Origin of the sequence: Litorimonas sp., from assembly GCA_029936425.1 — a bacterium.
Taxonomy (GTDB): domain Bacteria; phylum Pseudomonadota; class Alphaproteobacteria; order Caulobacterales; family Maricaulaceae; genus Litorimonas.
Window position 1 is genome coordinate 35,771 of sequence record JAPYSU010000021.1, and the last position, 11,877, is coordinate 47,647.

Consider the following 11,877-nt stretch of genomic DNA (forward strand, 5'->3'; position numbering starts at 1 on the left):
CCACCCTAATTGTTGCGGGAAGATTGACTTTTCAGCGTAATTTATCCAAAAAATACGCTATAATCATAACGCTTTACAGTTATAACGGGGAACAGACGCGATTTTTTTGCGTATATTCGATATATGAGAGGTTCACATGCCCGAAATTATTGACAACATCGATGCCAAGATACTGCATCTGATCCAGAATAACGCCGGATTATCCGTCGCAGATATTTCCGAACAGGTTGGACTTTCGTCTTCCCCTTGTTGGCGACGCATCAAGCGTATGGAAGAACTCGGCATTATTGAAAACCGTGTTACCATTTTGAACCGCTCTAAACTAGGGTTGGATTTCGAAGTCTTCGTCGCCGTCAAACTCGGCCTTCCCAATCGCGCCAATATGGAACGTTTTGAAAAAGCTGTCGCGCGAATGCCGGAAGTTATTCAATGCGCCGTCGTCACAGGGGCGGTTGATTTCATGCTGCGTATCGTGACGAAAGATATGCACTCTTATGAAGATTTCCTGCGCGAGACGCTTCTCTCCATTGATCTGATTTCTGATGTTCAATCCCGTATCGTGCTCCGCCAGAGCAAGGACACCAATTCGATACCGCTCAACCTCATTAGCAATGCTGTGCCTCGACTTTAGAGTTTTTCCTTCTTTCCGGTAAAATCTTTCTCTGGGCGCCGCTTTCAGGGTCACTTTTGTTGACTTGTCGTCGCTGCGGCCTTAACCGCACAATTTGATTTTAGTCTAACGGTCCTAGTTTGTCTTGGGCCAGTCTTGTCTTGGGAAAGTTTGTCATGCCCGTTCCTGTTATTGTCCTGAATTTTGGCCACAGCGTTTTAAGGTCGCTGGAAGACTATACAAACGCGGCCTCTGAAATTTATCGTCATTACCGACAAGGCCAGAACGTCGTTGCCGTCACCTCGGCGCAGGGCGATCAGAGCGACGTCCTGCTGGCCGAAGCCCGCAGAATTGGCCCGGAGGGGCAAGCCAAAAACCTGCCGGAGCTTATCCAGCTGGGTGAACGCCGTTCTGCCGCGCTTCTGGCGTTGGCGCTAGAACGGATCGGAGCGCCTGCTTTTGTACGACAGGCCCGAGACCTCGGCCTCACGGCAAAAGGCAGCTCAACTGAGGCAGAACTGACAGGGTTAGACGCCGAGCAGCTGAACCAGGATCTGAAAGACCATGATATTGTGGTGATGCCCGGCTATGTCGCCATCGGAGAAAAAGACCGTACGGTTCTCCTCGGCCAGGGGGGCGCGGATTTGACAGCTCTTTTCGTCGCAGACCAGATTAAGGCTCCGGCCCTGCTTCTCAAAGATGTCGACGGCGTTTACGCCCGCGACCCGAAACAATCCGGCGACAGCCCGGAGCGTTACAGCGAGATTAGCTGGGACGACATGGCCAAAGTCGCCGCGCCGCTCGTCGAACCGAAGGCGCTAGGCTTTGCCAAAAAACACAAGCAATCTTTCCGTATTGGCCGTCCCGGTATTCCGCTTTATACCACAATCGGCCCTAAAACAGGTCCGCTTTCCGACGCGCCGAAGTTTAAAAAACTGCGCGTCGCCATGATGGGCTGCGGGGTTGTCGGCGGCGGCGTTTTCCGGCGGATGAAAGCCTCTCCCGATAAATTCGAGATGGTCAAAATCATGGTGCGCGATATCGAGAAATATATCGATCAGGGCTATAAGCCGGAAATGATGACAACAGAGTTTGAGGATCTTGTCGCGGCGAAACCGGATATTTTTATCGACGTTTCGAATGGCATTGAGCCCGCGCTTACCCATACCCGCGCCATGATTGAGGCAGGTGTACACGTGGTCAGTGCGAATAAGCAGGCCATCGCAAAAGGCGGACGGGATCTGTTGGAACGCGCCGAACAAAACAACCTTCAGCTTCTCTTCTCCGCCGCTGCCGGAGGCGGCATGCCGGTTCTGGAAATGTGTAAACGTGAAAAGGGGCGCATCACCCGCGTTCAGGCTTTGCTCAACGGCACAACCAATTTCATGCTCGGCGAAATCAGCAAAGGGCGGTCCTATGAAGACGCTCTGGCCGATGCACAGGAAAAAGGCTTTGCCGAGGCCGACCCGTCCAGTGACGTGAACGGAGCCGATGCCGGAGCAAAAATACTGCTCGTCGCCCTGCTCGGTTTTGACGAAGAAATCACCATTGACGACATCCACCGCGACTCTATCGAGAATTTCAATCCGACAGAACCGCCCAAAGGCGCGATTAAACGCATTGCCACAGCCTGGAAAGACAAGAACGGATTTTCTTCGAGTCTGGATTTAAAAGACCTCAGCCTGAATAATTTCCTGGCTCAGGCCGAAGGCGAAGAAGCCCATGCTGTCTTTGATTTTGATGATGGCGACCAATATCGCATTCGCGGCAAAGGGGCCGGGCGTTGGCCGACCACGGAATCGGTCATGGCGGATTTATTCGATATCTCGGCTCTAGACCTCTAGAGGCGTTAGGCTCAGGCCGGACGTTCGGTCTGTTTCAATTCTGCGCGCGCTTGCGCCGTGATAGAGGCGGCGGACTTCAGGAATATTGCGGCCATGATTCCGGCCACAATCAAGTCCGGCCAGGCCGATCCGGTAAAGGCCACGGCAAAACCGGCCAGGATAACACCGACATTCCCGATAGCGTCATTGCGCGAACAAAGCCAAACAGAGCGAACATTTGAATCGCCGTCTCGCCATTTCAAAAGTATCAGTACGCTCGCCATATTGGCCAGAAAAGCGAGGGCGCCAATCAATCCCATTGTATGAGCTTCGGGGGCGCTTCCCTCAAAAAACCGCAGCGCTGTCGTGACGAGAATGACCAAAGCCATCAGCCCCAGTGACGCGCCTTTAAAAAGCGAAGCCAAAGCCCGCGTTCTGACGGCCGCGCCAATAACGGCAAGACTGATCGCATAGGTCACGGAATCTCCGGCAAAATCGAGAGCGTCAGCCTTGAGCGCTTGGGACTGCGACGAAAACCCGGCGGCCATTTCAACAAAAAACATAACCGCATTAATTAAAATCACGGCAATAAGCGCCCGCTTATAACCCTTCGATAAGCCGGTGAAGACTTTTGGTTCGCAACAATTTCCCATGGGAAAGACTAACATTCTTTCTCCTCGGTTTGGCAAGTGAAAAAACTCGTGAGTAAATATCCCGTCAGTAAGATTACTCTGATTGTGATTTCCGCGAGAGTGTAACAGATTATTTTTTTGATTTATGTTTTGACGATAGAGACATCATTTAGAAATATTCATTCGGGGACTGTAAATGAAAACTATTGGTGAGAAATACGACACGATTGCCGCTTGGTGGAATCAGTATCATTTTGAGTCTGAATACGGCGTGGCTCAATTAGAAAGAGCCTTGTCTTATGCCGTCCGTCAACAGAATGCACTGGACGTCGGCTGCGGATCAGGTGGACGACTTATCCGAAGATTGCAGAATTCCAATTTCACGGTCACAGGCCTTGATGCCTCCTCTGAAATGATAAAACTGGCGAAGTTAAATCATCCAGATTTCAAATTCATTCAATCCGAGATTCAGGACTGGGAAACAGACGAAACATTTGACTTTATTCTATCCTGGGACTGTCTTTTTCACCTGCCGCTTTCCCAACAAGAACCCGTTCTTTCCAAACTCTGTGATAAATTGAATGAAAACGGGATATTGATATATTCCTTCGGCGACGCTGTGGGAGACAAAAATGTGGATGAATGGCGCGGTCAGGAGTTTCGCTACAGCTCTATCGGCATTTTCGAAAATACGAAAATTTTAACGGAAGAAGGTCTGTCCATTCTGCATCTGGAGCTAGATCAGTTTCCCGAAAAACATGTTTATATAATTGCGACCAAGGCTGCCAGATAAGGTAAAAAACAACCTAAAACGGCAGAATGCTTCGCTTCTTTGTATAGCTCGTATAGCCGACATTTGCGCCGAGGCGGAGGCCGACGCCGGTTCGGACGGGAGCGAGAGTTATGCCATTGGCCGCCTGATAGTTAATCGCCATACCAGCGACAAGATAAGCCGATCCGTCCACGCCGGGGAAACGTCGATAGACATTGACCGGGTCTTCCAGGCCGTAGACGAGTGTGAAAACTTTGCCGGCTTCCGCGCCGACGTCAAATCCGATGGTGGGGCCCTGCCAGAAAACTTCGGCTGTACGGCCATCTTTCATCCAGAGCGTGCCTTTACCGTAACGCGCGCCAATGGTCAGCGCGCCGCCGCCCTCTTCGCCCGTGATATAGGCCGTCGGACGCCCGCGCTCTTTGAAGAGGCGCTCAATCGCGGAGGCCGCGCTTTCGCTGGTGACGCCCAAATGCGTGGAAATCGCCGCCACTACTTCATTCTCGTTATAGCTTTCGGCCTGAGCTTCCGATTTAGCCTGGGCCTCACGAATATCTGTATTGGCATTAGGGTTATTTGGCGCGGTCGCGCAGGCGGAGATTAAAATGGCTGCGCTGATCGCCGCGGCGGACCGGAAAAAAACTTTAGACATAAGGGACCTCATTGAATTCCCGCAAACGTCCCGCTTTATAGTTAATAATTCACGAATATCATATGTGAATGAGCAAGAGTTAATTTTCAAAAAATCTAATTTTATTGAAAGTGACTTTGCCGGAAAGATTGGTTGTCTGATGAACCGTTACAACAATCATGCCTTCCAATTATTGTTCGAAATCAAGAAACCCGGGACCTCGTAGGGGAGGAGAGAGTCCCGGGTTTGTACCTCAAGTAAAGGAACAGACTTGAGGAGGAGAGATCATGATATTTGTCTAATATCCGAATATTGTCTTTTTGTATAATCGATTGATACTATCATCTTGATAGCTTTTCTCTATGTTGTAGGGTCGACACATGAACCTTCGAGATTTAGATTACATTTGCGCGGTCGCCGATATTGGGCATTTCGGTCAGGCGGCTGAAGCCTGCTATGTCAGCCAGCCTACGCTCTCGGGACAAATCAAGAAACTGGAAGCTGAACTGGGCGTCACGCTTTTCGAACGCAGTCATAAGGGCATTCGCGTTACGGATATCGGCAAGGAAATAATTGCTGTCGCGCGGGAGGCCCGGGAAGCGGCGCAACGGATTAAAGACGTGGCCGCCATGGCGCAAGACCCTCTCGCCGGGACCTTGTCTCTCGGTCTTATTCCAACCATCGCGCCCTATCTTATTCCGCGGTTTGTGGCGAAGCTCCAGACGACGCTTCCAAATATGACCATTCACTACCGCGAAGACATTACCGACCGTTTGAACGAAGCCTTGATGATGGGCGAGCTTGATGTTGCGGTTTTAGCCACACCGCCCCTAGAGGATAGCCTGAAAGCTATCGAGCTTTATGTAGAGCCTTTCTGGCTTTTATTTCCAAAAAATCACGAACTCGCTGAACTCGATAAAGCCTCTATGGCGGATGTGAAGGATGAGGATGTCTTGCTTCTCACCGAGGGACATTGTTTTCGCGATCAGGCCTTGTCTATTTGCCGCCCGGCGCAAAAACGCCGCCAGCAAAGTTTGCGCGCGACCAGTTTGGAAACGCTCATCAACCTTGTCGCCTCGGGCCAGGGCGTGACGCTCGTCCCGGCTTTGGCGATGCGCGGCGGATGGATTTCCGATCTGGATCTCAGTTCTCACAAGCTCACGGATAAAGGGGCTTCGCGCCAGATATATCTGACCTATCGAAAGCGTTTTCCGCGCCAGAAAGCCATTCAGGCATTGGCTGGGATTATTCGGGATGGATTACCGGACAGCTTGTAATGTTAAAAAAAAGCCGCCCGTCAAAAAGACGAGCGGCTTACATTCATTAAATTCAAGACTAAGTTTTATTTCAGATCGAAACGATCCAAATTCATGACTTTGTCCCAGGCGGCGACAAAATCTTTGACGAACTTTTCTTTTGAATCGCTACAGGCATAGACTTCTGCCGTCGCGCGAAGAACGGAATTGGACCCAAAGACGAGATCGTTCCTGGTACCAGTCCATTTCACTTTTCCGGAAGCGCGATCTTTGCCTTCAAATTCGCTCTCATCATCCTTGGTTGAGGACCAGACTGTGTCCATGCTCAGCAAATTGACGAAGAAGTCATTTGTCAGATGCCCGACATTTTCTGTGAACACGCCGTGATCGCCTTTTGTGTTCGCACCTAACACTCGAAGCCCGCCCACAAGAACCGTCATTTCAGGCGCCGTCAATGTCAGGAGCTGCGCGCGGTCTATCAGAAGATCTTCCGCCTTGCGGTAATGCTCCCCGCGTATGAAGTTACGGAAGCCATCAGCCGTTGGCTCGAGAACCGCAAAGCTGTCCGCATCCGTCATTTCATCTGTGGCATCTGTCCGCCCCGGTGTGAACGGTACGGAGACGTCATGGCCAGCGTCTTTGGCCGCTTTTTCCACGGCCGCGCAGCCGCCCAACACAATCAGATCCGCCATGGACACATCCCCGGCGAAATCATTTTGAATGCCTTCGAGGGTTTTGAGAACTTTGGCGAGTTGTTTCGGATTATTCGCTTCCCAGTCTTTCTGCGGCGCAAGTCGAATACGCGCGCCATTCGCTCCGCCGCGCATATCGGATCCACGATAGGTCGAGGCAGACGCCCAAGCGGTCGAAACAAGTTCCGAGACGCTCAAACCAGATGACAGGAGAGTCTCTTTCAAAGACGAAATGTCTGAGTCAGAGAGCGGCTTGCCTGTCGCTTCGGGGACCGGGTCCATCCAAACCAGTGTTTCTTCCGGCACATCTTTACCGAGAAAACGGACTTTCGGGCCCATGTCGCGGTGCAGGAGTTTAAACCAGGCACGGGAGAAAGCATCGGCGAGTTGATCCGGGTTTTTATGGAACCGCTCACAAATCTTGCGGTATTCCGGATCCATTTTCATGGCCATATCCGCCGTTGACATCATCAGCGGCTGAGTTTTGGAGGAATCAGAGGCGTCGGGCGCTTCTGGCGCGCCTTGATCTTTTTTCGGCGTCCATTGATGCGCGCCTGCCGGCGATTTCGTCAGTTCCCACTCATATCCGAGAAGAACATCCAGATAGCCATTATCCCATTTAATCGGATTGGGCGTCCAGGCCCCTTCGAGACCGGAAGTCGTCATGCTCGCGGCCTTGTCGCCTTTTTCTTGCGCCCAGCCAAAGCCCTGCTCGGCCATGGACGCGCCTTCAGGCTCCGGCCCGACATATTTGTCCGGATCATGGGCGCCATGAGTCTTCCCGAATGTGTGCCCGCCAATTGTGAGGGCAGCCGTTTCTTCGTCATTCATCGCCATACGGGCAAAGGTCTCGCGAATGTCGCGCGCTGATCCCAGCGGATCGGGATTTCCTTCGGGGCCTTCCGGGTTTACGTAAATCAGACCCATGACCACGGCGGCCAACGGTTCCATCAATTGGCGGTCGCCTCGATAGCGTTCATTGGCAAGCCATTCTGTTTCGGGGCCCCACCAGACATCCTGCTCTGGCTCCCAGACATCTTCACGGCCGAATGCGAAACCGAATGTCTTGAGGCCCATATCGTCGAGCGCCACATTGCCGGCATAAACAAAGAGGTCAGCCCAGGAAACCGCGCGGCCATATTTTTGTTTAATTGGCCATAGCAGGCGTCGGGCCTTGTCCAGATTGCCGTTATCCGGCCAGCTGTTGAGCGGTGCAAATCGCTGCATTCCGGCTGAGGCGCCGCCCCGGCCGTCAAAAATACGGTAAGTCCCGGCGGCGTGCCAGGACATCCGAATAAAGAACGGGCCGTAATGGCCATAATCGGCCGGCCACCAGTCCTTGGAGTCCGTCAGAACCTTTTTCATATCCGCATAGAGTTCATCCTGATCAATCGCGGCAAAGGCGGACGGATAATCGAAATCATCATCCATCGGATTCCCTGCTTTGGGATTCTGATGCAATATGCCGACATTCAGGGTTTTGGGCCACCAATGGCGATTTGCCGAAACATTACCGGCATTTCTTTTATTCGTGCCGTGCATAACAGGACAGCGGCCTTCCTGCTCGCTCTCATTAATGTCCCAAACTGAAGTTCCGACTTGATGTTCCATAAGGTGTGTCTCCGATTATAAGTTTTTTATTTATAGCTGAAATTTTTAACGGATATATGTCCATAGAGCTAATCGATTTTTCCAATAAGAATTATTGGCCCTGCCTATTACGAAGCCGTAGCCCTCGTGAAGGGCTTTATGGCACAGCAGAGCAGGCTTGCTTCTCTTTCGCCTTACGCTAAATAACCCGCAATGACCGATCAAAGTAAAATCCGTAACTTTTCCATTGTGGCCCATATTGACCACGGAAAATCCACCTTGGCCGACCGCCTGATTGCCGTAACGGGCGGGCTGACGGACCGGGAAATGCGCGAGCAAGTCCTCGACAATATGGACATTGAAAAAGAACGCGGCATCACCATCAAGGCCCAGACCGTCCGTCTGGAATATAAAGCCAAGGACGGCGAGACCTATATCCTCAATCTGATGGACACGCCGGGCCATGTTGACTTTGCCTATGAAGTCTCCCGCTCGCTTTCCGCTTGCGAAGGCTCCATCCTGGTTGTGGACGCCTCACAAGGCGTCGAAGCGCAGACACTCGCCAATGTCTATCAGGCGATTGACCATGACCACGAAATCGTCCCTGTACTGAACAAGATCGACCTGCCTGCCGCTGATGCCGAAAGGGTCAAAGCCCAAATCGAAGACGTCATCGGGCTGGATACCTCAGACGCGGTGGAATGTTCGGCGAAATCCGGAATCGGCATTGAAGACGTCTTGGAAGCGATCGTGCGGCGCCTCCCCCCACCCGCGGAATCAGACCCGAACGCCCCGCTCAAAGGCATGCTCGTCGATGCGTGGTATGACACCTATATGGGCGTGGTTGTTCTGTTCCGCGTTATGGAAGGCACGATTAAAAAAGGCATGCGCATCCGCACAATGAATACGGGCGCCAGCTATACCGTCGATAAAGTCGGTGTCTTCAAGCCCAAACCAACCGATGTCGCCTCTGTCGGGCCAGGCGAAGTCGGGTTCTTTACCGCTTCAATCAAGGAAGTTGCCGATGCGGCGGTGGGCGATACCGTCACCGAAGACAAACGCCCGACCGAAAAAGCCCTGCCCGGATTTAAACCAGCCCAGCCCGTTGTGTTTTGCGGTATTTTTCCGGTCGATGCGGCGGATTTTGATGACTTGCGCGACGCCATGGGCCGCCTGCGCCTTAATGATGCGAGCTTCTCCTATGAAATGGAAACATCTGCCGCGCTTGGTTTTGGCTTTCGCTGCGGCTTTCTGGGCCTGTTGCATCTGGAAATTATTCAGGAACGTCTGGAACGTGAATTTGATCTCGACCTCATCACCACCGCCCCGTCCGTTGTTTACACGCTGAATATGCGCGACGGCGAAGATATCCAGCTTCATAACCCGGCCGACATGCCGGACGTCATGCATATTGAGAGCATTCAGGAGCCCTGGATCAAAGCGACCATTATGACGCCGGATGATTATCTCGGCGGTATTTTAAAGCTTTGCCAGGACAGACGCGGCATTCAGACGGCGCTGACCTATGTCGGACAGCGCGCCATGGTAGAATATGAGCTCCCGCTCAATGAAGTCGTGTTTGATTTTTATGACCGGCTCAAATCCGTCTCCAAAGGCTATGCCAGTTTTGACTATCAAGGCATTGGTCTGCGTGAAGGCGATCTCGTCAAAATGTCTATTCTGGTCAATGACGATCCGGTTGATGCGCTCTCTATGCTCGTCCACAGAAACAACGCCGAAGGGCGGGGACGACAAATGGTGGAGCGCCTCAAAGACCTCATCCCGCGTCATATGTTCAAGATCCCGGTTCAAGCTGCCATTGGCGGACGCATCATCGCCCGCGAAACAATTGCGGCGATGCGTAAAGACGTCACCGCGAAATGTTATGGCGGCGACGCCAGCCGGAAACGCAAACTGCTGGATAAGCAGAAAAAGGGGAAAAAGCGGATGCGCCAATTCGGGAAAGTCGAAATCCCGCAAGAGGCCTTTATCGCGGCGCTTAAGATGGACGATTCCTGAAATTGATTTGGGAAATCAATTTTAGGAATCGCGAAGCGTGAGCGACAGCGAACACGATATCTCATTGGCGTGACCTGCTAAAACCTTATTTTAGGAAGGTCTGCTCCGCGAAGCGGAGAACACGCTGATGCCTGCAGCCCCGTATTAGTTAGAGTCACTTAGAAACTAATTTAATGCCTTCATTTGAATGCGAAAAAGAAAGCCCATAATGGAAATTTTCGAAATAGGCCAAATCGTCCGCCTTAAATCCGGCGGCCCGAAAATGACGATCAAAGGCGCAGACGAAGGCGCTTGGGCCTGCCAATGGTTTGATAGAAACGGCAAACTCCACAACGATACCTTCCCCGAAGATATGCTGGATATTTTCGTTAAGAAGCGTCACGCGTCAGGGTTTGGGGGATGACCTTTCAATCTCACTACCAATCTTCTATTTTTTAAATTGAGGATAGGAATTTTGAAAGCGTGAAAATATGCCTCGTAGATTAGAGCCAGATGAGGTTAATGGGGTTACAGTGGTTGGCAGTGACCCTCTGGGATTTCCAGGTGAAACACCCAAATTAATGTATCTCTGTATAATCAACTGGGTTCAACTAGAGGTTAAGCTTGGTCATTTAATAGTAGATTTCCTAGGCAGCAAAACACCTGAATCACTCGACTTCATCAACGGAAAACTTCACTCAAGCCCTCTACGAAAAAAACTTGAACAGATTGCAAAAGATAAAATTTTAGACCCAGAAGTAAACCATTTATTCAGTAATGTCATGGAAGCAATCGAAGCACAGGGGCATATAAGGAATAAGATACTTCACTGGAACAAAGCAACATCTTCCAAATTTCCTAACGCGGTGCTTTTTGAAGAACCGAAATATATTTGGTACAGTAGCATTATTGAAGCAAAACATCGCGAGAACATCACTAACATTGACTATTCTAATGATGAGATTGATGCATTATGGGAACGGTCGTCTGAGACTAGAATGCATGGGACTTGGGTGTTCTTTGAAGAAGATTTCAAATCCCTCTTAGACAACATTAGTATCTTTGAAGAGGCATTTTTTGAATTAATGTGGTGGCATCGAGGTGGTCTTCTTCACTATGTAAAAATGGATTGGTTGCGAAATAATTTCAGTAACATTGATCATTTTAAAATTAATTTTGACAGCGAACCAATTAGAGAAATTTAAGCAAGAAATACTTCTACTTTCACCGCGTTTGCTCTCCGTCATTGCAAGACCCCGTTCTTGTAATGACGGATGGGGTGGACAGAAAGCTCGTAAAGCGTAAACTCGGCTTTATTCTCTGCGCAATCCCCTTGCCAAATTCCGAATTGAGCAGATGATATGCGTTCCGCTCAAACTTCCTGTTTCGGGAGTTGAACTCTAGAGCCTGTCATTTTGCGGGTCGCGAGCGGGTATCGGAAAGTCAGATCATGTCCAAGGGAAACAATCAGCGTAGCAATCGGGAAGCTAAGAAACCGAAAAAAGATAGAACCAAAGACAAAGCGGCGGCCGCCGCCGAGGCGAGAAAATCATCAATTTCAATTGGTGGGCGGAAAATGAGCTAACCAAATTCGGCTAACCTTCTTCCTCTGCTTGCAGAGGAAGAAGTCTCCATGTTGACGAAATATCCGCACTTATCCTTTTAGAAACCCCAACTTTTTCAACCCCATATCAGAAAAGCCGAGAGATACGTCCCCACCCCCTGAAACCGAACTATATTTAAGATGTTGTTTTTGACGGGGCCCTTCAAGTTTGTGGGCCCCGGCTCTGACAATTTTGGTTCGGGCCGGAAATCGACTTTATCGATTTCTGTCTCGGCCAAACTAAAATTGTTCTTTTGCTCATGGACAGGA

General features: G+C 50.7%; 11 protein-coding genes. 8 read left to right on the forward strand and 3 right to left on the reverse strand.

The window, feature by feature from the left end; genetic code table 11:
* Positions 1-136: 136 nt before the first annotated feature.
* Complete coding sequence (locus tag ACN0IC_RS13490) at positions 137-631, forward strand: Lrp/AsnC family transcriptional regulator (protein WP_416879304.1); 495 nt, start codon at positions 137-139, stop codon at positions 629-631.
* A gap of 155 nt (positions 632-786) precedes the next feature.
* Positions 787-2,454 carry a hypothetical protein gene (locus ACN0IC_RS13495; protein WP_416879305.1) on the forward strand — a complete coding sequence of 556 codons (1,668 nt, stop codon included), beginning with the start codon at positions 787-789 and terminating at the stop codon, positions 2,452-2,454.
* 11 nt (positions 2,455-2,465) lie between these two features.
* On the opposite strand, the gene ACN0IC_RS13500 is transcribed toward ACN0IC_RS13495, so the two are convergent.
* On the reverse strand, positions 2,466-3,086 hold the full coding sequence (locus tag ACN0IC_RS13500) for a cation transporter (protein WP_416879316.1): 621 nt from the start codon (positions 3,084-3,086) through the stop codon (positions 2,466-2,468).
* Between the two features lie 175 nt (positions 3,087-3,261).
* Here ACN0IC_RS13500 and ACN0IC_RS13505 point away from each other — a divergent pair, with 175 nt between their 5' ends.
* Positions 3,262-3,858, forward strand: coding sequence for a class I SAM-dependent methyltransferase (locus ACN0IC_RS13505; protein ID WP_416879306.1), 597 nt, complete (start codon positions 3,262-3,264; stop codon positions 3,856-3,858).
* A 13-nt stretch (positions 3,859-3,871) separates the two neighbouring features.
* Here the strand turns inward: ACN0IC_RS13505 and ACN0IC_RS13510 are convergent, their stop codons facing one another.
* Positions 3,872-4,489 (reverse strand): DUF1134 domain-containing protein, encoded by a 618-nt coding sequence (locus tag ACN0IC_RS13510; RefSeq protein WP_416879307.1) that lies wholly within the window; start codon positions 4,487-4,489, stop codon positions 3,872-3,874.
* 359 nt (positions 4,490-4,848) lie between these two features.
* Here ACN0IC_RS13510 and ACN0IC_RS13515 point away from each other — a divergent pair, with 359 nt between their 5' ends.
* Entirely contained in the window at positions 4,849-5,745 is an 897-nt protein-coding gene (locus ACN0IC_RS13515; protein WP_416879308.1) for a hydrogen peroxide-inducible genes activator, read from the forward strand.
* A gap of 65 nt (positions 5,746-5,810) precedes the next feature.
* On the opposite strand, the gene katG is transcribed toward ACN0IC_RS13515, so the two are convergent.
* A complete protein-coding gene (gene katG / locus ACN0IC_RS13520) occupies positions 5,811-8,027 on the reverse strand; it encodes a catalase/peroxidase HPI (RefSeq protein ID WP_416879309.1) in 2,217 nt (738 codons plus the stop codon).
* 192 nt (positions 8,028-8,219) lie between these two features.
* Here katG and lepA point away from each other — a divergent pair, with 192 nt between their 5' ends.
* From lepA to ACN0IC_RS13540, 4 genes are all read left to right on the forward strand, one after another.
* Positions 8,220-10,025 carry a translation elongation factor 4 gene (gene lepA / locus ACN0IC_RS13525; protein WP_416879310.1) on the forward strand — a complete coding sequence of 602 codons (1,806 nt, stop codon included), beginning with the start codon at positions 8,220-8,222 and terminating at the stop codon, positions 10,023-10,025.
* Positions 10,026-10,233: 208 nt separating this feature from the next.
* Entirely contained in the window at positions 10,234-10,428 is a 195-nt protein-coding gene (locus tag ACN0IC_RS13530; RefSeq protein WP_416879311.1) for a YodC family protein, read from the forward strand.
* Between the two features lie 67 nt (positions 10,429-10,495).
* The gene (locus ACN0IC_RS13535; protein ID WP_416879312.1) at positions 10,496-11,209 is read left to right on the forward strand and encodes a hypothetical protein; all 714 of its coding nucleotides are present in this window, start codon (positions 10,496-10,498) and stop codon (positions 11,207-11,209) included.
* Positions 11,210-11,454: 245 nt separating this feature from the next.
* A complete protein-coding gene (locus ACN0IC_RS13540; RefSeq protein ID WP_416879313.1) occupies positions 11,455-11,589 on the forward strand; it encodes a hypothetical protein in 135 nt (44 codons plus the stop codon).
* Positions 11,590-11,877: the final 288 nt, after the last annotated feature.